This window comes from Persicobacter psychrovividus, assembly GCF_036492425.1.
GTDB lineage: Bacteria > Bacteroidota > Bacteroidia > Cytophagales > Cyclobacteriaceae > Persicobacter > Persicobacter psychrovividus.
Genome location: NZ_AP025292.1, coordinates 2562942 through 2588138 on the forward strand (window position 1 = coordinate 2562942; position 25197 = coordinate 2588138).

The 25197-nt window shown below is 43.8% G+C and carries 16 protein-coding genes and 1 tRNA gene; 9 read left to right on the top strand and 8 right to left on the bottom strand.

Annotated elements, in window-relative coordinates; genetic code table 11:
* Positions 1–220: 220 nt before the first annotated feature.
* Complete coding sequence (locus tag AABK40_RS10885; protein ID WP_332920022.1) at positions 221–793, top strand: DUF3109 family protein; 573 nt, start codon at positions 221–223, stop codon at positions 791–793.
* Positions 794–1155: 362 nt separating this feature from the next.
* On the opposite strand, the gene AABK40_RS10890 is transcribed toward AABK40_RS10885, so the two are convergent.
* The 3 genes from AABK40_RS10890 to glgX all read right to left on the bottom strand — a co-directional run bounded on the left by AABK40_RS10890 (position 1156) and on the right by glgX (position 6834).
* Positions 1156–3387, bottom strand: coding sequence for a ligand-binding sensor domain-containing protein (locus tag AABK40_RS10890; protein ID WP_338397058.1), 2232 nt, complete (start codon positions 3385–3387; stop codon positions 1156–1158).
* Positions 3388–3769: 382 nt separating this feature from the next.
* Positions 3770–4555, bottom strand: coding sequence for a YARHG domain-containing protein (locus tag AABK40_RS10895; protein WP_338397059.1), 786 nt, complete (start codon positions 4553–4555; stop codon positions 3770–3772).
* Positions 4556–4773: 218 nt separating this feature from the next.
* Positions 4774–6834, bottom strand: coding sequence for a glycogen debranching protein GlgX (gene glgX, locus AABK40_RS10900; RefSeq protein ID WP_338397060.1), 2061 nt, complete (start codon positions 6832–6834; stop codon positions 4774–4776).
* Positions 6835–7150: 316 nt separating this feature from the next.
* Between glgX and AABK40_RS10905 the strand changes: the two genes are divergently transcribed.
* From AABK40_RS10905 to AABK40_RS10930, 6 genes are all read left to right on the top strand, one after another.
* A complete protein-coding gene (locus AABK40_RS10905) occupies positions 7151–8149 on the top strand; it encodes a homocysteine S-methyltransferase family protein (protein WP_332920025.1) in 999 nt (332 codons plus the stop codon).
* Positions 8150–8311: 162 nt separating this feature from the next.
* Complete coding sequence (metH, locus tag AABK40_RS10910) at positions 8312–11062, top strand: methionine synthase (RefSeq protein WP_421953290.1); 2751 nt, start codon at positions 8312–8314, stop codon at positions 11060–11062.
* Positions 11063–11492: 430 nt separating this feature from the next.
* Positions 11493–12122, top strand: coding sequence for a tetratricopeptide repeat protein (locus tag AABK40_RS10915; protein WP_332920026.1), 630 nt, complete (start codon positions 11493–11495; stop codon positions 12120–12122).
* A 280-nt stretch (positions 12123–12402) separates the two neighbouring features.
* Positions 12403–12672 (top strand): OadG family protein, encoded by a 270-nt coding sequence (locus tag AABK40_RS10920; protein WP_338397061.1) that lies wholly within the window; start codon positions 12403–12405, stop codon positions 12670–12672.
* Between the two features lie 219 nt (positions 12673–12891).
* Positions 12892–14775 (top strand): biotin/lipoyl-containing protein, encoded by a 1884-nt coding sequence (locus AABK40_RS10925; protein WP_338397062.1) that lies wholly within the window; start codon positions 12892–12894, stop codon positions 14773–14775.
* 60 nt (positions 14776–14835) lie between these two features.
* Positions 14836–16032, top strand: a complete 1197-nt coding sequence (locus AABK40_RS10930; protein ID WP_338397063.1) for a sodium ion-translocating decarboxylase subunit beta — start codon at positions 14836–14838, stop codon at positions 16030–16032.
* A gap of 63 nt (positions 16033–16095) precedes the next feature.
* On the opposite strand, the gene AABK40_RS10935 is transcribed toward AABK40_RS10930, so the two are convergent.
* The 5 genes from AABK40_RS10935 to AABK40_RS10955 form a co-directional block, all read right to left on the bottom strand.
* Positions 16096–17664 (bottom strand): GAF domain-containing protein, encoded by a 1569-nt coding sequence (locus AABK40_RS10935; protein ID WP_338397064.1) that lies wholly within the window; start codon positions 17662–17664, stop codon positions 16096–16098.
* Between the two features lie 502 nt (positions 17665–18166).
* Positions 18167–19015, bottom strand: a complete 849-nt coding sequence (locus AABK40_RS10940; RefSeq protein WP_338397065.1) for a hypothetical protein — start codon at positions 19013–19015, stop codon at positions 18167–18169.
* Between the two features lie 237 nt (positions 19016–19252).
* Positions 19253–19326 (bottom strand) — tRNA-Ala (locus tag AABK40_RS10945).
* Positions 19327–19523: 197 nt separating this feature from the next.
* Positions 19524–20786, bottom strand: a complete 1263-nt coding sequence (gene codB, locus AABK40_RS10950) for a cytosine permease (RefSeq protein WP_338397066.1) — start codon at positions 20784–20786, stop codon at positions 19524–19526.
* A 115-nt stretch (positions 20787–20901) separates the two neighbouring features.
* A complete protein-coding gene (locus AABK40_RS10955) occupies positions 20902–21894 on the bottom strand; it encodes a hypothetical protein (protein WP_338397067.1) in 993 nt (330 codons plus the stop codon).
* A gap of 1049 nt (positions 21895–22943) precedes the next feature.
* On the opposite strand from AABK40_RS10955, the gene AABK40_RS10960 reads away from it, so the two are divergent.
* Both AABK40_RS10960 and AABK40_RS10965 read left to right on the top strand, forming a co-directional pair.
* Complete coding sequence (locus AABK40_RS10960; RefSeq protein ID WP_338397068.1) at positions 22944–24314, top strand: GAF domain-containing protein; 1371 nt, start codon at positions 22944–22946, stop codon at positions 24312–24314.
* 270 nt (positions 24315–24584) lie between these two features.
* Positions 24585–25178 carry a YceI family protein gene (locus AABK40_RS10965; protein WP_332920035.1) on the top strand — a complete coding sequence of 198 codons (594 nt, stop codon included), beginning with the start codon at positions 24585–24587 and terminating at the stop codon, positions 25176–25178.
* Positions 25179–25197: the final 19 nt, after the last annotated feature.

Here is a 25197-nt window from a genome sequence, read left to right on the forward strand (position 1 = left end):
GAGGTTGGCTCCACTGCCAGCAATTCAACAAATCGCTGAAGGTCTTTGGTTTCAGCAAAAGCTAAAATTACAGGTCTCCACCAACAAAATACGATATAATCACAAATTTGCATTAAATTTGCACGGTTTCCTTTCCGCGCCAGGATGCTCCCCTCGGGTAATCATCTTGCTGCGAAGGCATTACAACAGACAGAATAATCATTCATTTAAAAATATAAAAATGATCGTAATCGATAATCAGGTCATCAGCGACGATATCAAAGAACAAAAATTTGTTTGCGATCTTAGTAAATGTAAAGGCGCATGTTGTGTTGAGGGCGACCTCGGTGCACCATTAGAGGCTGAGGAACTTCCTATTCTCGAGGAGGTTTATGAGCAGGTAAAGCCCTATATGACTGAGGAAGGCATTAAAGCCGTTGAGGAGCAAGGTACTTATGTAAAAGATTGGGAGGACGACTATTCGACGCCTATCATTGACGGGAAAGAATGCGCCTATGCCAATATTGAGGCGGACGGCACCTTGAAATGTGCGATTGAACAAGCGTATCTGGACAAGAAAATCTCTTATTATAAGCCAATCAGTTGCCACCTGTACCCGATCCGGGTGACTAAATACGACCAGTATGATGCACTGAACTATGACCGTTGGGACATCTGCGCCGACGCCTGTACGTTGGGCGAGAAACTCAAAGTACCGGTTTATAAATTTTTGCAGGGACCATTGGAACGCAAGTACGGTGAAAAATGGTACCGCAAATTGTGTAAGCAAATTGAGGATGAGGAGGCGAAGTAATCGCTTGAAGATATAGAAAAGGCTTACCGTGTGGTAAGCCTTTTTTTTGTGTCTTGATTTAGATGCTGATTTGCATGATTAGTAAGGATTAGCTTGATTGGCGTGATCTCGTAAAGACGTAATTATTTACATCTAACACCATACTGATTTTCACCTATCGCGAGCGTCCCTCTCGTGACAGGCCATACCAAGTTATATTTAATATTTCCGTTACCAACACTGCCCAGAGGACAATAAAAAATCATGGGAATCATGGTCCCTTAACACGCCTATTTTTCTACCTCACGGTATGGACGTTACGTGCAACGTCCATACTGATTTGGTACTCTTGATTTGGTTCTCATGAACCGATTAGCAAGGTATTATTCTTCCTCTTCGATAACTGACACCGGCACTTCCGATGAGTTGAATACTGCCCAGGTTACTTCTTTCCCATAAATAAATTTTTCTTTTTTTACGGGAACAGGCTCTACAACTTGTTGTGTTGCGGATTTAGGAGGGGTAAAATCTTTGATTATGCATTTTAAATAATCCTTTCCATCCTTGACAATCACAGCATCTATCCAACTACCTCTAAGGGTTGAGTTCCACTCATCAAATTTGATTAACTCTCCATTTTTTAAATAATAAAACGCTTCGTTACCAATAAACCACACACCACCATTCGCACCCTGATAACTTTCCATCGTCACCACCGATTTCTCATTATATTTGATGTTTTTGACTTCTTTTTCCGTTTGCTCATAAATCCCCCCATAACTTGAGCCACTTGGGCTGTACACCACTCCATTTTCGCCTTCAATATACCCACTACCTGCTGACTTATAATCCAACCATTGCCCATCAATTTGCTTATAATTTTTCCACAATGTTCTCATGTATTTAACACCATTTGATGCCTGAAAAACTTGATATGGCTTAGTTGTAGGTAATCCACCATCATTCTTCTTGGTATAAAACTGCACAGAATTATCTACTGAAATTACGAACATTCCCTTAGCCGCACGAATCCATATTTCCCCGTCTGCCAATTTCCAAACTCCTTTAAAACCTTTAGCCAATTTAGGGTCCTGTCCTTCTAATAATTTAGTCAATTTTCCTTCACTATATTGATGCACTTGATCTTTATCGTAAATAAACAAAGTGCCATCTTGACCCTGAGTATGTTTCATCAAATAGTCTTTGCCCGGAACGGTCACCACATCCACTTCCTTCCCATCGACTACCTTCTTAATAACCGCCTTGTCCAAACGAATATTTTCGCCATCCACCTGCATTGTTGAGGCCAACAAGTCTAATTCCTTAGAATCGTTAACAAGACTCCATGTTGGAGCAAACATTTCATAATTTGGCCCAGCTGAAATAGAACTAACTTGTGTAATTCCAGTGTTTGAATATCCCTTTTTCGGTGGAGTAACATTCTTAAAGTTATTCTTTGGCAAGCCTCCATCTAAAAACCATATCTTACCTTGATGGTCGGCTACCATATCGTAGATTCTTGTGTTTTTGCCTAAGAAGTGGCCTTTAGTTAAATCGAATTGTTGTACCACCTTTTTACCATTTAATAAAAAGACAGACTTATCCGTTGCTATCCACAACTGATCCCCGAGCCCTTCAATCGCTCTAATCTTGGTTTGGCTATCATCGAAGGTTTTTAAATCCAAATATTCTTCCCAGGTGTTATTTTTATAAGAATAAAGAGTTGTTCCATTATCTGCAATAAGGGCTGCCTCATCATAAAATGTAAGGTCATGCATTGAAAATAGACCATCTAATGAAATTTGGTCTAAAAGCTTTTTTACTTTACTTCCCGTTTCTGAAGGTGCTTCTTTGGTCGTTGCCTCAACCACCTCCATTTTTTTGTCTCGTATTTGAACTAAAAAGTAATTTTTTTCATCGACACTTAAGGACGGTGAGGTGGTGTAAATCCCAATAACTTCGTCCTTATCATTGATCTTCAAATTCATGAGGAGGTCTCTATTACTCATAAGGGAGGCTCCTACATTGTTTGTGTCGCTAATAGCAATGGATTCATCCCCATCAAAAAAGAAAACAGTCGTGGCTGTTTCAGTCACATAATCCTCCCCTTCTTTATTCACTTCACTTATAAAAGCTCTTCCCGTAAGATAAACCCCATCGGAACCTGCTACCATATCAGTAATATGCTGTAAAGGCACATTTGCTTCCTCAAATTGCTCCTCACTTTCACATAGTTTAAAATACCTCCACTTATTCTCTTCAAAAACAGAAAGATACCCAGTTGAACAAGACCAAAGCCTTCCTTTGCCGTCCACTGCAACTCGTCTCAAAGAACCGCTATTAGCTTCACTTAACAATTTCAAGTCACCATCTTTCAAAGAAAAAATACCTTTCCCCTCATACGCCAAATACATGGTACCATCTTTTGAGAACGCAATAGAATTAATGGCGCCTTCTCCGAAATCCGAAATAGGAGATGACTTAAAATCCTGAATATAACTTGAATCTGTTAGAACAGTCCAATTCGCACTAAAAGGACTTTTCTTCAATTCCTGCGCATTTACAAAAAGCGCAGAAATAAGCATCCCCATAAGGGAGAGTAACCTTAACTTCATAATAGGTTGATTAATATTTATTGATAATTTTCACATACTATCTACCCGATAGATAAATAGCAATATTAAATTAGTTAAAATATTAATTCGTAAAGAACTATTTAAGAAATATATTTGTGAGTATTGAAACAAAATAAAATCGCAAATTCACATTAAAAGCTAAACAAGGCTGTATAGGCCTATTTTCAAGAAATGAATAACTTTATTGTTTGATCTTTTAACAAAAATAAAAAGGACAATAAATCTGTTTAGGATATTTTAAATATGCCTTCGAACAAAAAAAAGGACGTTGCAAGCAACGTCCCTGATCCTTTAGATTTAATAAAAAATTACCCAGATAGCTTAAACAAATAATTGTCTTGACTCTAAACTATCTAATAGATCATTTCAATCGATCTTCACATTGAAGCAAAAGGTCAATATTCTTTTTCTCAATCACACTTAAATAGGATGTAACATCAACATACTTTGCTTCATACCAAGGTTTTTCATCAAAATAAGTCTTCCATTTTTTTGACTTAAAGACATAGCCATGCGCTGCAAAAATTTCATTCCGTATAATGGCTAATTCCTCCTTACTTTTCCCCACCAAATCTTTCTTCCCGAGTAACTCTGTAGACGTTACATAATACTCCCTTGAAGAATTTACACTCCTCACCTCAGTCTCTTCTATTTTTCCATCAGGTAAAATCCGATACGATTTCAACAACAATTCCCTATTGACAACTTCGTCGCAATTAGCATATTTTTCCTTTCGCTCAAGAACAACAATCAAAGTATCAGATTGGAAACTACATTTTTGTCTTTTTGAGTAACCACAATCAGCGAAATCGTATTCAAAATGCGATAAGCGCCCTCTTATATGCCCTTTTAAATCCAAAACATTTAGCTCTCGGTACTGACACATACCGCCGGCACTACAATCCACCACACACACAATTCCTATCAAGTGATCGGTTTTAAATAATATTCTATCGGCGGATGCGACTCCTCCAGTCAAAGAATCTAACTTGACATCAAAATACCTATCAAGTTCATCTGCTGATAATTGTATTAAACTTTGTTGAGGTTGGTTAAACTTATCAAGAAAGGTGTCAAAATCAGAAGTCCCTTGCCCAAAAACAGATAAACAGTTTATGATGCCAAATAAGGTCAGTAGCAGTCTCATCTAAAAAAGTATAGTCTCAAAAAATACCTAAAGTAGTTGTTTTAAGCGAAGGAGGACAGGTCGTAGAAAGAGTTCTACGACCAGCGATGATTTAAACCTAAGAAAAATAAAAATCATGGCAATCCTGTAAATCAAGGTAATCATGACCCTTTAATACGCCTATTTTGGTACCTGCGGTACGGACGTTGCATGCAACGTCCCTACAATTGCAGCATCTTTTATCCCCTCTCCATCAAAATCACCAGCGACCGATCCGTCAAGCCGTATTTATTCTGATTCAGCAATGGTTTAGATTCCTTTTTATTTGTAAAGTTATCGCCATCCGGCAGTGCCGTATCCACAACTCGATGCCAACTTTTGCCCTTGCTTGGAAATGGCAATTCAAAATGAAGCGGTTCCCAGAAAAAGTTCATCATGACATGCAAACGCTCACCGTGGGCCTCGTCCACCAATTCAAAAGCCAGTGTGCGCACATAGTCCTCCCAGTCGGGCTCATTGCGCTTAACGCCATGCCATTTCATATAAGCGCGCTCTGCTATGGGCTGATCATGAAGCACAAACTCCTGACGGAACAAGCTTAACCCTTGTGTGAAATGAATCATATTTTGGGTAAAATCAAACACCTCCTTATTGGTGTCCACCAGCCCCCAGTCGAACCAGCCGAGCTCGTTATCCTGACAGTAGGCATTATTATTCCCCAGTTGTGTACGGCGAACCTCATCTCCCATCAGGATCATCGGTGTCCCCTGCGAGATCATTGTCAGCGCCATCAGGTTTTTCACCTGACGCTGGCGCAAGGCTTCCACCTTCGGGTCATCTGTTGGGCCTTCCACCCCACAGTTCCACGAACAATTTTCATTCATTCCATCCCGATTGCCCTCGCCATTTGCTCGGTTATGCTTTTCATTGTAAGAAACCAAGTCGTTGAGGGTAAAACCATCATGACAGGTCACAAAATGAATACTGCGACATACCTCACGACCATCTTCATCAAACACGTCAGGACTGCCGAAAATCCGGCTGGCCACCTTGCCAACCATCTTGGCTTCACCACGCACAAAGTTGCGAATATCATCCCGATAGGGGCCGTTCCATTCCGCCCAGCGGTCACCGGTAAAGTTACCCACCTGGTACAGCCCTCCGGCATCCCATGCTTCCGCAATAATTTTGGTGCCCGCCAATACTGGATCCGACTCAATTTCCCATAGTATAGGCGGGTTTTTGATCGGGTGCCCTTCTTCATCTCTTGAAAGTACAGAAGCCAGGTCGAAGCGGAACCCGTCCACATGCATTTCTGTTACCCAGTAACGCAGGGAGTCCCGAATCATCCTGCGGACGATAGAATGATTGGCGTTCAGGGTATTCCCACAGCCTGTAAAATCCAGGTCTTTTGACTGATCGTTAGGGTCAAGAATATAGTAGGAATTATTGCCAAAACCACGAAAACTGATATTCGGCCCCGCACCATGCGATTCTGCCGAATGGTTAAACACCACATCCAGGATAACCTCAATACCCGCTTTATGCAGTGCCTTGACCATATCTTTAAACTCTTTCACAACCACCAATGGGTCCGACGAAGTCGCATAACGGGGATGCGGACTGAAAAAGTTGATCGGGCTGTATCCCCAGAAATTACTTCGGGGAGAAGGGATGTCCTGCCAGTCGAAGAAATGCACCGGCATCAATTCAACCGCCGTAATACCCAGCGATTTCAGGTAGGGGATTTTCTCAATCACCCCCAGGTAAGTCCCCCGAAGTTCTTCAGGCAGCCCACTTGAGGAGTGCTTCGTAAATCCGGCCACGTGCATCTCATAAATAACCGACATCTCGTAACTGCGATTAACATGGCGATCACCCTCCCAGTCGTAGGTATCAGCCACCACCACAGATTTTATCGCATTAGCGATATTGTCCTCATGGCCAAAGGCTTTTTTCCGGTCGTACAAATCGGCACTTACCGATTTGGCGTAAGGATCTACCAGTACTTTTTTACCCTCAAAACGCTTGCCACGCTCAGGGGCATATTCACCATAAACCCGATAGCCGTACAGCTGCCCGGCACCGATACCATGAACCTCCACATGCCAGTAATAATACGTTTTGTTGATGATAGGATCCAATGGAATTACCGCTGAAGCTTCCGTATCGGAGGCGGCGTCGAAGAGCAACAGCTCCACCCGATCGGCATTGGCAAAAACACTGAAATTCACCCCCGCAGGAGTAAGGGTTGCCCCAAGCGGGTGGCTTTGCCCTGCCGAACTTTTATATGTGGTCATGGTCATGTTTAATATTATCTTATATTCAGCGGGAAATGTATAAAAGGAAGAAGTGTTTTCCAAGAAAATCCCCTGTTCATCACTTAAACAATGCGATGATTGATCTTTTTTAGGTACATCTACCCAAACCCCAAAATATTCTATTGTAAATCAAACTTTTTCAGTTGAGATTGCAAGTGAATTGCCTTAACATTGTTATTAATTACACTTATCAGCCTGAAAATTACATTTTATACTTTGCATCCCTTATTTTGTAGGCTAATTCAATTTTTGACACCCTGAGGCTTAAGCCCTTTTTCGATAGATATTTAGACACATGAATAAGCATTCAATCACAGACCTGTTAAAAGACCGTATTTTGATTTTGGACGGTGCAATGGGCACCATGATTCAACGCCATACCCTGGAGGAAGAAGACTTCCGTGGAACCCGATTCAAAGACCACCCTTGCCCTTTGAAAGGCAATAACGATTTACTGTCCATCACCCGACCGGAGATCATCAAGGATATTCACCGCGCCTATCTGGAGGCCGGAGCCGACATCGTGGAAACAAATACCTTTTCCGGAACGTGGATTGCCCAGGCCGATTATCAGCTTGAAGACGCTGTTTACGATATCAATTTTGAATCTGCACGGCTGGCCAAGGAAGCCTGTGAAGAATACACTGCCAAAGATCCCAATCGGCCAAGGTTTGTGGCAGGGTCTGTGGGTCCAACCAACCGTACAGCAAGCATGTCGCCGGATGTGAACGATCCTGGTTACCGCGCCATCACCTACGACCAGCTTGTAGAGGCTTATCAGGCACAGGTAGAAGCACTGATCGACGGCGGAGCTGACATTATCCTTGTTGAAACTGTTTTTGACACCCTGAATGCCAAAGCGGCTCTTTTTGCCGTAGAGCAGGCCTATGAGGCGAAAAATGTAAGATTGCCCATCATGGTTTCCGGCACTATTACCGATGCCTCGGGCCGTACCCTGAGTGGGCAAACTGCCGAAGCCTTCCTCATTTCCATCAGCCACATGCCTTTGCTTTCCGTGGGACTGAACTGCGCATTGGGCGCCAAAGACATGAAGCCCCACCTCGAGGTGCTTTCCCGTAAAGCCTCCTTTCACATCAGTGCTCACCCGAACGCTGGTTTGCCCAACGAATTCGGGCAGTACGATCAGGGGCCTGAGGTAATGGCAGACATGATCGCCCCTTTCTTTCAGGAAGGTTATATCAACATCATCGGTGGGTGCTGCGGTACCACACCAGATCATATCTCTGCAATTGCCGAGCGCGCCGCTACTTTCAGACCACGTTCGGTAAAGTAAAGTGCAAGCTTTAAAGAAGGCACTCGACAATTATCCCCGGTATTTGATCCAAGCCAGGCGCTTGATCCTAACAGCAGAAAAAATCTGTGTCACCTGAGGGTAAAACATCGTGCTGAATTTAAAGCGCAAACCAATAGTTTTTTGAGTAAAGAAGTTAAGACAATGAGTTTACATCCAGATTATTCAGGAGTATATAAAAATAAATGGTCCGATGTTCCCAATCTGAAATTAAGCGGACTGGAACCTTTGGAAGTCTCTGAAGCCCTCAACTTTATTAATGTTGGGGAGCGAACCAACGTGGCCGGAAGCCGGAAATTCCTCCGCCTGGTAAAAGAGGATCAATATGATGAAGCCCTCAGCATTGCCCTTGACCAGGTGAATAATGGAGCGCAGATTATCGACATCAATATGGATGACGCCATGCTTGACGGTAAAGAAGCGATGGTTCGCTTCCTGAACCTGATTGCTTCGGAGCCTGATATTGCGCGCGTACCGATTATGATTGACAGCTCGAAATGGGAAATCATTGAAGCGGGCTTGAAATGTGTTCAGGGAAAATGTGTGGTAAACTCCATTTCCTTGAAAGAAGGTGAAGAGAACTTCATTGCCCAGGGCAAAAAAATCAAGCAGTATGGTGCGGCCACGATTGTCATGGCTTTTGATGAAGTAGGACAGGCCGATACCTATGAGCGACGCATTGAGATCGTTAAACGCTCCTATGATATTTTGACGGGCCCCAAAGTGAATTTCCCGCCGCAGGACATCATTTTCGATTTGAACATTTTTCCCGTGGCTACGGGAATGGAAGAACACCGCCTGAATGCCATTGACTTCTTCAAGGCTACCCGATGGGTACGGGAAAACCTCCCTGGTGCGCACGTGAGTGGTGGGGTGTCCAACGTCTCTTTTTCTTTCCGTGGCAATAATACGGTAAGGGAAGCGATGCACTCGGCATTTTTATACCATGCCATCAAGGAAGGTATGGATATGGGGATTGTCAACCCTTCAATGCTCGAAGTTTATGACAACATCCCCAAAGACCTTCTCGAGCATGTTGAAGACGTACTGCTCGACCGCCGAGATGATGCCACCGAAAGGTTACTCGACTTTGCCGAAACGGTAAAAGGCAGCAAAAAGGAGAAAAAAGAAGATGATGCCTGGAGACAAGGAACGGTAGAAGAACGGCTGGCGCATGCGCTGGTTAAGGGGATCACAAAATTTGTGGACGAAGATACCGAAGAGGCTCGCCAAAAGTACGACCGCCCGATTCATGTCATTGAAGGCCCACTAATGTCGGGAATGAACATCGTGGGGGATTTATTCGGCAGCGGAAAAATGTTCTTGCCACAGGTGGTAAAATCTGCCCGTGTCATGAAGCAGGCCGTGGCATTACTGATTCCTTATATTGAAGAAGAGAAAAGGCTGAACCCTGAGATGAGTGCAAATTCTTCTGCAGGAAAAATTTTGATGGCCACCGTAAAAGGTGATGTGCACGACATCGGGAAGAACATTGTTTCCGTGGTGTTGGCTTGTAACAATTTCGAGATTATCGACCTTGGCGTTATGGTACCGATGGAGAAAATCCTCGATACTGCCGAAGCCGAAAATGTCGATGTCATCGGCTTGTCGGGATTGATCACCCCTTCCTTGGACGAGATGGTTTATGTGGCCAGAGAGATGGAAAAACGGGGCATGAAGATCCCACTGATGATCGGTGGAGCAACCACAAGCCGTATTCATACCGCAGTGAAAATCGACCCGAACTATTCCGGTGGGGTTATTCACGTACTGGATGCTTCGAAGTCGGTACCTGTTGCTTCCAAACTCACGAGTGAAGACCAAAACCTGATCAAGCAGGTAACCCTTGAGTACAAGGAGCAATATGTCGGCTTGCGAGAAGATCACGCCAAAAGACAAAAACGCAAAAACTACCTTTCCCTGCCACAGGCACAGGCCAACCCCGTGAAGATTGACTGGGACCAGAGCCCCGTTTATACTCCTGCAACAAAGGAAAAAATCATTTTTGATGATTATCCTCTGGAGGAATTGCGGGATTATATCGACTGGACCCCATTCTTTCAGTCCTGGGATTTGCATGGTAAATACCCTGCAATTCTCGAAGACCGTGTGGTGGGAGATGCCGCCAGCAAGCTTTTCAATGAGGCCAATGTATTGCTCGATGAGATCATCAGTAAAAAACTCCTCAAAGCCAAAGCCGTCGTAGGCTTCTTCCCTGCCAATGCGGTGGGCGACGATGTGGAAGTTTATGAAAACAATGACCGTTCTGCGGTGAAAACCACCCTAAATTTCTTGCGCCAGCAGAACAAGAAAGCACCGAATTTACCGAACTTCTGCCTGTCGGATTTTATTGCACCAAAAACCACAGAGAAGGAAGATTATATTGGAGCCTTTGCCGTAACCACCGGCTGGGGTGCCGACGAGCTCTCTAAGGAATATGAAGAAAAGCTCGATGATTATTCCGCCATTATGGTAAAAGCACTTGCAGACCGCCTCGCCGAAGCTTTGGCAGAAAGAATGCACGAGCGTTGCCGTAAGGAATTTTGGGCCTTTCAGCCCGAAGAAGCACTCGACAATAGCCTCCTGATCAAAGAGCAGTATCAGGGAATCCGACCGGCGCCGGGCTACCCTGCCTGCCCCGATCACCTTGAGAAAAGCAAATTGTTTGAGATGCTCGACGTGGAAAGCGCCACAGGTATTAAACTGACTGAGAACTACGCCATGTTCCCGGCAGCATCTGTGAGTGGCTGGTATTTCGCCAGTCCTGAAAGCCGTTATTTCGCTTTGGGGAAAATTGGTAAAGATCAGGTGGAGAATTATGCCGAGCGCAAAAATATGCCCGTAGAAACCATTGAAAAGTGGTTGATGCCAGTTTTGGCTTACGATCCTGATTAAATTCAAAAACTAATTTATAAGCTATCGCGAGAGTCTCTCTCGTGATAGCCATTGTTTAGCACCGAATTGAAAATACAAAGGAGTGATTTATTTGTCCACAGATTTTTTTTGATAATAAATAATCATGGTAATCCTTTAAATCAAGTAAATCATGGTCTATAACACCTCATACTATCGCAATGACCTTTCTCGTGATAGCGTGTGTTTTTATTTTTTACCTGACGGTACAGACGTTACATGCCATGTCCCTACAATAAATGATAAAACCACCTTCATGCCGCCAATTTTGATCCATATAGAGCCGCAATATTACATCACAATACCTGGCAATGGCATGAGAAAAAAAACAGTCCTGTACCATGTACTGTTTTCTAAATTAATATCACTATTTTTCGGAGAGTAATTCCATTTTTACCCAACTTCAACCAAGATGAAAAGATTTACATTACTACTGAGCATCCTGCTGATGAGTCTTCAGGGTTTTGCTGACCATAACGATAAAAATGCCAAAAGCCTGATTAACGAAGGGAAAAACCACTTTCTGATGAAAGACTATGTGGAGGCACTTTTTAAGTTCAATCAAGCTATTGAAGTAGACCAAAAAGCTTTTGAGGCCTATTTCATGCGGGCACGGATCAAATCACATTTTGAAGATCGACACGGAGCGATGAAGGATTTCAACGAATCGCTTTCTTTGAATAAAAAGTTTGCCGAAGGCTACTTCGAAAGAGGCAAGGTAAAGTTTGATTTGCAAGATTACTACGGCGCTATTGATGATTACACCAGTGCACTGGAAATCAACCCCAACCTCGAGGAAGCACTGTACCACCGAGGCCAGGCAAAATTACAGCTCGAAGCATTCGAAGATGCCATTAATGACTGTTCGAAGATCATCGAGATCAATGCCAAAAATGTCGATGCCTATTACCTTCGGGGTATCCTGAGGATTGAGGCCGGCATGACCGAAGCCGGTTGCCTGGATTTAAGCAAGGCCGGTGAACTTGGGGACATCAAAGCCTATGAGGTGATTAAAGAAAAATGTAATCAGCGATGTAATTAAGCTATTTATTCTTTTTAAAAATAACAAGACTTCAACAAATGTTGAGGTCTTTTTTTTGTCCATTTTCGACTATAAAAACGCTGCTAAAACCGACACAACTGCATTTCGAACAACCCAGCCAATACCAAACATTCCACTGCAATTACCTCAAATTAAAAAATATAACCCAACAACTAACACCCCAAACCAACACGAAATGACAATTGTCATTCCGAAAATGATGATAAAAAACTATTTTAAATTATATCTTTTTTACATCAATTAACAAATAACAAATGCAATGAATGAGAACTTTCAAGAAGGATTAATGCTGATGGCCGTTGGCATGCTGACGGTATTTGTTATTCTCTTCCTTATTGTCGCTCTGGGCAACTTGCTGATCCGCCTCGTTAATCATTTTGCCCCGGCAGATGAAAAACAAATCAGTAAAAAAACCACCAAAGAGCCCCCAATTAGAGATATTCCTGCCGCACAATTGGCTGCAATAGTAGCCACCGTTCAAACGGTAACTCACGGCCAGGGGCAAGTCAGGGAAATACAAAAAGCCTGACTACGCCATGATGATGGCCGCCCATAAACTTTTTTTTGAGCGTGTTTAATGCTAAAAATTCGTGATACAAACCTGGCATACTGTAGCAGTGGTGAAGGATTATTTTGAGCCCACAGGCCAATGATCAATACAAAAAATTCAACACCAAGGCCTGTAAGCCAAAATTCCCACGGATGGTCAGCCTTTTAAATACACACTTAGCAACTATATTTTTTCAACATGTCTAAATCAATCAAATTCAGCCTCGTTTACCGCGATATGTGGCAATCAAGTGGCAAGTACGTTCCCCGCGTCGATCAACTCACAAAAGTAGCACCTCACATTGTAGCGATGGGCTGCTTCGCCCGCGTCGAAACCAACGGTGGAGGGTTTGAGCAGGTCAATCTGCTCTTTGGCGAAAACCCCAATAAGGCGGTCCGAGAGTGGACGCAGCCATTCAACGACGCCGGTATCCAGACCCACATGCTCGAAAGGGCCCTCAATGGTATCCGGATGAGCCCTGTGCCGGCGGATGTTCGGGAGCTATTTTTTAAAGTCAAAAAAGCACAGGGAACAGACATCTCCCGGTCGTTCTGTGGCCTGAATGACCCACGAAACCTTGAAAATTCCATCAAATTTGCCAAACAGGCGGGAATGATTTCCCAAGCGACGCTTTCGGTAACCTACTCGCCAGTGCATACGGTCGAATACTATGTGAATTTAGCAAAAACCCTGATTGAGATGGGGGCCGATGAAATCTGTGTAAAAGATATGGCGGGTATTGGTCGGCCGGTATGGCTCGGAAAAATCGTCCGTGGCATCAAGGCCATCAAGCCAGAAATCATCATTCAGTACCACGCCCATTCGGGTCCGGGCTTTGCCCCAGCCTCCATTCTTGAAGTTTGCCGTGCCGGTGCCGATATTATTGATGTCGGTATGGAACCACTTTCTTGGGGAACAGGTCATGTGGATCTTTTGACTGCTCATGAAATGCTTCGCGATGCGGGCTTCGAGGTGCCCGAAATCAATATGAGTGCTTATATGCAGGTGCGCAAACTTACGCAGGAGTTCGTTGATGATTTCTTGGGGTATTATATCAATCCCAAAAACCGCTATATGAATTCCCTGCTGATTGGCCCTGGGCTCCCTGGTGGCATGATGGGTTCATTGATGGCCGATTTGGAGGACAACCTGAAGTCCATCAATAAATTTAAAACCAAAAAAGGACTCCCATTGCTGACGCAGGACGAGTTGCTGATCAAGCTTTTTGATGAAGTACAATATGTATGGCCCAAACTTGGCTACCCACCACTGGTAACGCCATTTTCTCAGTATGTGAAAAATGTGGCCATGTTCAATGTAATGGCCATGGAAAGAGAAAAAGCGCGCTGGTCGATGATTCCCGATAATGTTTGGGACATGATTTTGGGTAAATCAGGCCATCTGCCAGGGCCCGTTGACGAGGAGGTCATTGCGCTGGCGACCCAACAAAACAGGTCGTTTTTCACTGGAAATCCACAGGATGAATACCCGGATGCCTTGCCGGAATTCAGGGCCGAAATGCAAGAAAAAGGCTGGGGCCCCGGGCAAGACGAAGAAGAGTTGTTCGAGCTGGCAATGCATCCCGAGCAATACCGTGCTTATAAATCCGGGCAGGCGAAGGCCGACTTCCTAACCGATCTCAACAAACGCAAAATGGAACGGGAGGCCAAAAAATCGACCGCCACGGCCACTCCACAACCCATCGTCCCTACCCCAAGCGAGATGACCATCAATGTGAATGGCGAGGATTTCAGAGTGAAGGTTGCTTATGGTAATGATCAGCCCCTTGAGCAGCAAACCCCTGCCACAGCAACGGCACAGGCCGCCATTCCTGCCACCGAAGAAATCGATACCAGGGCGGTGATTGCACCGATTGAAGGGAAATTCTTCCGCACAAAATCCTCCGCAGAAACCGCTAAAAAAGTCGGAGATCAGATCAATGAAGGCGAAGTGATCGGCTATGTGGAATCCATGAAAGTATATAACGCCATCACTTCGGAGGTTTCGGGGAAAATCCTTGAAATCTGCCCTGCTGATGGCGATACGGTCGATGAGGACGATGTATTGATCAAGCTGCAGTAATTTTTTTTGCACCGCAGAAATCTGTAAAGCTCGTGCGGTGCTTTACTTTAGAGATTTAACATGGAAATTTTAGACCACCTATACCACATGACAGCCCTGGGGAATATTATTCACAGCCCCGGAACGCTGCTGATGCTGGCCATCGGTTTGTTTTTGCTCTATCTGGGCATTTACAAACAATATGAGCCACTGCTTTTGGTGCCGATTGCCTTTGGGGTGATTCTGGCCAATTCCCTCGGTGGAGGGATGGCGATCAGTACTGCCGAAGAGATCAAGCACCTGACCTTTCTGGAGATTGCCAGCAAGTATGGCATCATGAACTACCTTTATTATGCACTGATCAAAACGGGACTGCTGCCACCGCTGATTTTTATGGGCGTAGGTGCCTTGACTGACTTCGGTCCGATGTTGCGCAACCTGCGACTGGCCATTTTTGGGGCAGCCGCACAGATGGGCATCTTCTCGGTATTGCTCGCGGCGCTTCTGATGGGATTTAACCTTAAAGAAGCGGCATCGCTCGGCATTATCGGTGGTGCCGATGGTCCAACGGCTATTTACACCACCATTAAACTTGCACCTCACCTGTTGGGGCCAATCGCAATTGCGGCCTACTCTTATATGGCCCTGGTGCCGGTGATTATTCCTTTTGTGGTAAAAATGACGATGACCGAAGAGGAAATTAAAATCAATATGAAGCAAATGGACAAACGCTTTCCCCCGAAACATCCGGTGAAAAATATGGCCCTGATGAAAATCCTCTTTCCGCTGTTTGTGGGCGGACTTGTCGCGGTATTTGTGCCATCTTCTGTGCCGTTGGTGGGAATGCTTTTGTTTGGGAATTTAGTGAAGGAGATTGGCGCCAACACCCTGCGCCTAAAGGAGGCTGCGACTGGACCAATCATGAATTCCGCAACGATCTTCCTGGGCCTGACCGTCGGGGCCACCATGACCGCCGACACCTTCCTGAACAGTAAGACCCTCTCTATTGTCGGTGGAGGCTTTCTTGCCTTCGCCATTTCTATTGCCGTAGGGATTTTCGCCGCCAAACTGTACAATGTGTTTGCACAGAAAAAAATCAATCCGCTGATAGGTGCTACGGGGCTATCGGCAGTTCCCATGGCCTCGAGGGTCGCCAATGAAATCAGCCTGAAATATGATTCAAGAAACCACATTCTGCAATACTGCATGGCTTCGAATATTTCCGGGGTAATAGGCTCCGCAGTCGCTGCCGGGGTACTCATTTCCTTCTTGGGCTAAAAAGCAAAAAACGCCGGGCATCAATGCTCGGCGTTTTTGTATGCTTCATCTTTCCTTCGGGAATTAAGCTGTTAGGGCGTCCTCCTCAATCATAATTCTGATTGATGGATATTGTTTTTTAAGGATATCAATATAACCCGGGTTGCCCTTGAGCACCGAAGTTACCTCCCGCTGGATTCCTAAAAGTCCCATCTCTCCCGTCGTCGGGATCTTCATCGGTAATTTAGTAATCAGCCAGAATTTTTCCTGCTCATTAACTTCCACACGCTCCAGGGAGTAAACCGTTTTACCTTCCTGAATAATTTCCTTTTCCGCATCCCAATAGCCCTTCGCCACCTCATACTCAAAGAAAGAGCTATCATCACGGCCACGCAAGTGATCTGCCGTAACGCCATAATCATTCAGTACAGCTTTATTGAACAGGTAGAATTTCCCTTCATGATCTTTGATATACACTTTACCTTCCACTTCATCCAACACCTCAGTAACCATTTGTTTTTGTGCCTGAAGTTGTTTCATCATTTTGGAATAGGTATCCTGCTCTTCTCGCTTCATGCGCTCAAGCTCCTCCTGCGTTGCCTGCATCTCTTCAATATTCTGACGCAGCTCCTCTTCACTCGCTTCAAGCTCCTGTTTCTGTTTCATGGATTCTTCCAACAGCATATTGGTATGTTCTTTCACCACGCGGCTGTCAATCATTGCGGCCACTTCCTCGCCAAGTTGCTGAACAAATGCCATCTCGAAATCTTCAAAAATATGGAAAGAGGCAATTTCCAGCACACCACGAACTTCATCATTATAAACCAATGGCAAAATATATACATTCGAAGGTACTGCTTCGCCAAGCCCTGAAGTAATACGGCAAAAATCAGAAGGCACATCTTTAAGATAAATAGGCTTGCGCTCCAGGTATGCCTGCCCTACCAATCCTTCTCCTACCCGCACTTCATGTTCCATGAATTTCTTGCGTCCGTAGGCATAACTGCCCTTCATCACAATTCTGGTATATCCTTCAGGAGCCTGTTCTGTAACGTGAATCGCCACCTGATTGGCATTGATATACTTGGCCAGATCAGACACAAACTGATCACAGAAACCAGAAATATTCAGGTGATCGGTTTTACGGAACAAAGAGGAAAAATTGGCCAGCCCAGCGTTCGCCCATTGTGTTCGTTGGTCTTCTTCTGCTGATTTCCTCAACTTTATACCCATACTGGACAAAGCAGCCCCAAGGCGGTCTCCTTCTTTTATCGTGCGCTCACGGAAAGACAGTTGCTCCATTTCCTGAGCATAGTTGACCAGATCATCAAAATAATTTGACAGGTTAAATAACTCCTGATGCACCCGGGTAAATTCTTCGGTGATATATTTAGAGGATTTCCATTCCTCAGAATATTTCACAAAGCTTTTCATATCTTTCAGCATGCCTTCAATTCCTATGCGGATTGCAATACCAAAAAACATCACCAACAAATTGATGACTACCGTGAGGGCAATGGTTGGGTAAAGTGCCGATTTAATATCGAAAGCTAAAAGGAGCATTCCCAACAGGTTGAGAAGGCCAATAACAGAGGCAATAGCAAAGTAAGTCTTTAGTTTCAGCTTACCTTTGATGGGTTGATGTTCTTCCATGAAAAAATTAACAAAAAATGATAACCAATTATATAAATTTAATGGGCATAGCGCCTCACCAAGTTAAAGCGGCTGCATTTCAAAACACGGTTTTGTAACACAAACTGCTTCACGTCAAAAAAAAGAGGCGATTTGCTGATGATCGACCAATGAGCAATGTGAAACTCCCAGTCGGTACAGGTCTGCCTTTCTTGTCGGTTAATGGTGGTGGCCACATTTAGAGCCCATTTAAAACTTCAACATCTTGCTGCAAATCCAAATTATTGGCATTGACACGGACGATTTTTCAACAATCGCGCTACAACTCAAAATAACCCTTCATTGCTTCTGCAATACGCTAAATTTTCATCACGAAATTTTAAACACGCTCTAAACCGCCTAAATATTATTTTCCTTAATTTAATATAAATTACGACGAAATTAAATTATTTTTTTCAGCATAAAAAAACTCCTCAACCATAATTGATTGAGGAGTGCTTTATTATTGACAGAATCGTCAGTATTAATCTTTATTTTCATCTTTTTTCGTAACATCCACACGCTCTCGTGCTGGAAGTGCCGGATTTGGCTTTCTTGCAGGAATGTCCTCACGCTGTCTTGGTGGAAGATCATTTCTACGAGGTGCATAACCTCCTTCGCGACGATCGCTATTATATGGGCGACGGTTATCGCTGTTATAACCTCCTTCGCGGCGGTCGTTATTATACGGACGACGGTTATTGCTGTAGCCACCTTCGCGGTTGCCTCCAGTGCTTTCACGACGGTCGTTATTATAAGGGCGACGGTTATCGCTGTTATAACCTCCTTCGCGGCGGTCGTTGTTGTACGGACGGCGGTTATTGCTGTAGCCACCTTCGCGGTTACCTCCAGTGCTTTCACGACGGTCGCTATTATAAGGGCGACGGTTATCGCTGTTATAGCCTCCTTCACGGCGGTCGTTGTTGTACGGACGGCGGTTATCATTACCTCCTTCGCGACGATCGCTATTATATGGACGACGGTTATCGCCTCCCTGCCCAGTATTGCGGTCGCTATACGCTTTACGTGGCCCGCGGTGCTGGAATTTATTAACTTTCTGTGGTCTTGGTTTTTTCTTCGACTCAGGAAATTCCTTTTGCAGTCTGGACAATACAGAATCAATAGTATCACTCATCTCAATAGGATAAGCAAAAACTTCCATTTCCTGACCTCGAACCTCTCTTTTCACCTTCTCAGGATCACGGCCAAATACTTGACGGTACATGCTGATGACCTGCATACCGGCACGTTGTTGTCCCCAACCCCATTTTCCCATACCCAGTTCGAAGGCACGTTCGTCAATGGTGGTATATTTTTTTCTATTATCTGACATCTGTCTATCCGCTTTAATTCACCTTAATATAATAACATCTCATCACTCCTACAATCTCTCCTATTTAATTAGGGCATGATTACAGGTTATCCCGCACTTCCTTTTCAAATAATAACAAAACTTGTTCCAATCTTTAAAAGAGCAATTCCTTACAGGGATAAACGTTAAATTAGAGAAGGTTAATAGGCTTATCTCAAACTATTTTTCTTGAGCATCGCATTCTGCGACCCTACGGTGTGGAGAATATCGGAGTCGAACCGATGACCTCCTGCTTGCAAAGCAGGCGCTCTAGCCAACTGAGCTAATCCCCCTTGATCAATCTGCCGATAAAATTATAAAATTTTAGTTAGTCCCAAAATTTAAACGCCTACTTTATCAATATAATAGGGGTTAAAATTTGGTTTTTATGATCTTCTAATCTGATTTTTGTAAAAACTCATCAAAAGTACATTGAAAGAATAACAAATAACGATTGATGAGTTTTATTACAAATATCAGATAGGAGCAATTATTTAATCAGTTTAACTAAAATTGGATAAACGATAAGGCTCACGATGGTGGCATTTAAAGGGGTAATCCCCCCGATGAAGCCATGTTCGGTAAGCAAAGCCACGGCCACTCCAATACCCCAGGCCAACAATGCAGGAATTCGGATGGCCTTAAAACCATTCACCTGATCGGTTTTCATTTGTGCCATGCTCAGGTATTTCCCTTTGTTTACCACAAAGAAATCGGCAATAATAACCGCCCCAATGGAAGGCAGCATGACATTAAGGGTGCTCAGCCAGCCCACAAAATTATTGTATAGCCACATTGCGAAAATGGTTCCGATAATCCCATTGAAAATTACCACCCATTTTTTCGGCAAGCCAGTAACATTCGACAGCCCCAAACCAGAAGCATAAAGAGCGTTATCGTTCGTTGTCCAGATGTTAAGCCCCAAAACCACCATTCCGAGAACAATCATTCCTTGCTTAACGAGTACGTCTGAAATATCATTCAACTGATATAATGCCGCACCTACGGCACCAAAAATAAACATCAGGGTATTGCCGAGGAAGAAGGCAATAACGGTCGTAGATACTGCCACTTTCTTCGTTTTGGCAAATCGTGTAAAATCAGGCGTAAGGGTTCCTCCACTGATGAATGACCCTACACAAATACCAATGGCGGCAAATAAGGACATCTCGTGAATCGGCGTTACTGACTGCAGGGCATCAAAGCCAAAAGTGCCAATGGCATCCGTTACGGAATAACAGCCCAATACAGCGATGGCAGGAACGGCAATAAAGCTCAGGATCGTCAGCGCCTTGATCCCAAACCAGGCCGAGGAGGTCATCAGTAATCCTCCAATAATAATGAGAGCGTACACATTCCAGCCTGTGGCTTTAGCAATGGGAATGGCAAACATGGCCACCCCGACACCAAACCAGCCCACCTGGGTGAAGCTCAGCAAAAACGAAGGCAAATAAGAGCCTTTTGCACCGAAGGAATATCTTGCCAAAAGGTGCGTTGACAGCCCTGTTGAGGCAGCAATATAAGCCAAAGCGCCCGTGTATAGCCCCAGAATAAGGTTACCCGCAAGCACGGAAAGGAAAAAATCATTGAACGTAACGCCTGCACCGAGCTTTCCTCCAGCCCACATACTGGCAGAAAAAAAGGTAAAGCCGAGCATGACCACCAGCATTGAAAAAAAGCCTTTTTTACTTCCTTGCGCAACGTGATCCAACGCAAAATCTTGATCTACTACTTTAGCGGTAGTTGCCTCCATGAATGATATTAAATATAAGTTTTAAAGATAATTTTCAACATAAATTACCCTGCACAAAAAAATGAGGGTAAAAAAATATCCCCATTCCAAAAAAGAACAAGGATACTGCAATATTTTAATGAAGCCCTAAAGCCTTCAGTTTATCGACTTGCTGCTGCGCGACCGTCAATAAATCCACCTGACCGAAATCGGCGGCATCCATATCCGGGCACCTTTCCGTGAGTAAAGCCTGATAGCTTGTTTCTTTGGCCAAAGCCACCACCTGCTGCCAGTAGTCCATCACATCCTCCACATATTCCGGCACATTGAAAGCCCGCGAACCTGCATCGTAGATGGTGCATCGTTCCAGTGGGAAAGCGGGATTTTCCATTTGCGAAGCCAAAAACTCCGGCGCCAGCAAGGAATCCCTGCGCAATAAATCTGTACCTGTCAATTTAATAGACAAAGGAGTTTCTGGTGTTGCGATCGCAAAACGTCCTTCGATATAGCAGACCACCGTTTTCTCGTATTCCGGGAAAGTCGCTTTACATTCGGCATCAATTGCCGCCATCACTTCCTCGGTTTTCGGTCCGCCGAAAGTAAAGAAAACAATATTTTTCAAGCCCACCTGCTGCTGCTTTGCCTCATCGATCATACACTCCAGGCCGTGCTTCAGGCTGGTACCTGTTGCTACCACATCGCCAACCACCACCTGGGCATTGGCAGGAAAATATACTTTCTTATAACCATCCTCAGTGATTTCCCACTCTTCGGAATTCCCTTCTACCCGGCGGCGCTGCGCAGAGATAAACGCACTCCCGTGCATGTTCCAGTCATAGGCATCAGCAAGTGCTTCGCGAAGGCTAAAGTTCAGTCCTCCACGCAGGATATTGAAAATCAAAGACTGTCGCTCATGCAGGGCAAGCATCTCTGCCGCTGCAATTCCCTTAAAAAAAGACGCACAGGCCTTTTGCAGTTTTCGGGTGTAATTCAATCCCATCACCATCGGATCATTACAGATCGCTCGGCTCTCAGGTGTAGATAAAATATAACGTTCAATGGTAGTTTCAACCTGATCATCGATCGCGTAAATGGCGCAATCGCTTTGGTCATGAATTTTCTTCAACATCTCTCCCAATTTCTATAACTCAAAATCACTTTCATTTTTTTCTGACCACGCCCTTAAAGTATGGATCAAAAAAAATCCCGAAATGACCCTTTTTGGCATTCCGAGATGAACCCGAGAGGCGAAAATCACCTCCGTAATTTGATATCATAAGCCTCACTCAATTGAATGAATAACAATTACAGTTCGGGAGTGCAAGTTAATACAAGAAAGCCCGATTTACTAAAGTAATGGGTACATTTTAAATCGTTCTACATTTCCTATAATTAATCAACACAATAATCTTATATGTGACTTACGATTATTAAAAAATGATTAAAACAACATAAACCAAACATAAAATACAGGCCGTGGACTACAATTAACGACCTATTTACGAGCCAGAAACCAACTTAACCACCTGAGTTTCTACTACATCAAGCTCAAAGGACAAATCTTTAACAACAGCCGATAAGCATGCCTTTACTCAGCGCCACTATCACAATGCCTGAAGGTCAACCAAAACCACCTCAGTAAAAATTCCTAAACCTAAAAAAACAAATATAATTATCTACAAAACACAAATTTTTAGAGTGAATTTAAACAATGTCAGTTACCAAAATAAGCAACTACATAATTATTTCTATTTTTCGTACTGAAAGAAAATCGGCAACCCTCTCAAACCATTTAAAAGCGAAGTTAATCACCAAATAATCATGCAAAATAACTTACTCTGAATTTCACAAAAGAAGCAAACAAACGCTCTACCGCACTGATCTTTAGGCCGAAACACCAAAAAAAACACCCATTTCCACTCAAAAAAAGACCCTAAATTCATAAAAACCACAAATCCAAAACCACTTATGCTATTTTTTCAACCACCCATCACGAAAACCAATGTATTCCATCTGTTTTATATAATTTTTTATTATCATTGTTAAATATACACCGAAATCAATGATAATTTTTTTCTTATTTATTAACCAACTCTATAAGCAGGCACCGATTCAATGCATACCATCAATAGAAACGATGCCCAATACACAACTTTCAACCTTACATTTTAATCAACTATGAATCTTAATCAACTCCTATGGGGAAACCATGAGGTGTCTGAAGCTGAAAAGCTAAAACTCGTGGCGCTCAAGTTTATCGCAGGTTTACTTATTGTTTTTGACCTGATCATGTTGTACCAAACCAAAGGAACAGACCTGATACTGCTGCCGGTAATTCACCTGTTGGCAATCTGTCTAACAACCGGCCTTGGGGCAATGAAGCTTTACGATGTTTCCAAGAACATTGCCACTGCAGCTACTGTCGCATACTTTTTAGCCATTGCCTTTATCGACATGAAGATGTATTCCATCAATGGGCCAATCCTGATGTCGTTAATTTTTTGTATCACGCTGTCTTTCGTCGTTTATGGCATTGATCAGTACAAAAAAATGGCGGCCTATTTAGTGATCATCACCATTGGCGGGCTCATCGCTTATTATACCGACCCATTTATTGATCTGCCTACCCCACTTTATGGCACGCCTGATCAGAAAATCCATATTGTTTTTGCGCTATACTTGCTGCTTACGCTAAACTTCTGCTTGTTTATTGTTGATTATAATGGGTTTCATCAGATCAATAAATCCAAAGAACTGAATGATGAAATGAAGGCAGCCAATGCGTTGGTCATCACCAAACAAGAAGAAACACAAGCCTACATTAAAGAGATTGAGCAGGTTCGGGAAAAAGAAAATGAGCAAAAATGGGTAGTAGAGGGCGTTTCTCGTATTGACAATACCCTACGACAGGAGACAGAAGACTCACAACACCGTGATGATATTCTAAAGGAGATTATGAAATACAGCAAGCTGAGCCAAGGAGCACTTTACCTGCTTGCTGACGATAAGGATGACGATATTCTTGAACTGGTGGCGACCTATGCTTACGGACGCAAAAAGTTTGTGAAAGACTTTATAGAGCCTGGTATTGGTATTTTGGGACAGGTATTTTATGAGGAAGAGCCACTGTATATGGATGAAATCCCTGAGGATTACATCAACATCAGCAGCGGACTCGGCAAGGCGCGCCCGAATTACATCTACCTCATCCCACTGAAATATAATATGGAGGTGATTGGCGTAATGGAATTTGCCGGATTTGGGGTTTTGAAAGACAAGGTCATTGAATACCTGAATAAAATTTCTGAGTCGTTGGGGGCACATATCGCTAACCGAAAGGTTGCCCTGAGAACACAGTTTTTACTGGAACAGGCACAACAGCAAGCAGAGCAGTTACGGGCTCAGGAAGAGGAAATCCGACAAAATATGGAAGAGCAGCAAGCCGTCAATGAACAGGCGGAACGCGACAAAGAAATTTATATGAATCAGATTGCTGAACTAAAATCTGAGCTGAAGAAACGATCCAAGCAGGAGGCTGAAACCGCCTAAACACTGCCGCATTTTTCTTCACCGATACCCGCCGAACGCTGCTGTAATGTTCGTTGCGTTTGGGGACTTCGCGCTGAAACCCCTCGACGTTTATTATACTAAGCCATAGAGAAGCAGGGGTATTGAACTCGGACGACAACACTATCGAAAGCAATAAAACCGATGCAAACCACCTTTTTGCATCGGTTTTTTTATGGGGCGACAGAAGAAGTACAATATTAAACTGAAAGGACTTTGAGGTTCAGCATATTTTTTGTTTTCTTGTACCTTATGCTTGCATACCTTTTATTCATCATCAGCTTAATATCGCCTCCTCCGCATGGAAGATCCGGTAAACTTTTTTGGGACCAATCCTGCCTCCTGACCATTCATGGGGAAAGTAACGTCAGCAAATTCGCCTGTTCTTACAGCTCCGACCGCTCGGCCTCCGTTGATTTTCTTTTCAAGTTCACCTCTGATGAGTATCCGGTTTCCGCACAACTCAACGCCGATCCAATCAGGATTCCCATTACACAGTTTGACTGCAATATCCCCGGAATGCGATCCGACTTCCGCTCCCTCCTTCAGTACAAACAACACCCTTTCGTACGCATGAATATGAACGACATCAGTATGCGGGAAGGGCCCAATGCGGATATTGAATTCAACCTTGAGATTACACTTGAAATTGCCGGAGCACAACAAATCTTCACCGTTCCGGTAACCTCCGAACAGGGAGAAGATGGGCAGTTTTACCTCTTCGGTGAAATGAACGTTGACATTCGAAACTACGGACTCACGCCCCCCACCAAATTTTTGGGTACCGTAAAAGTATCCCCCTATGTGGTAGTGGCTTTTAAAATTGGTATTGAGTTGGAGGCTTAGCAGTATTAGAGCACAAAAA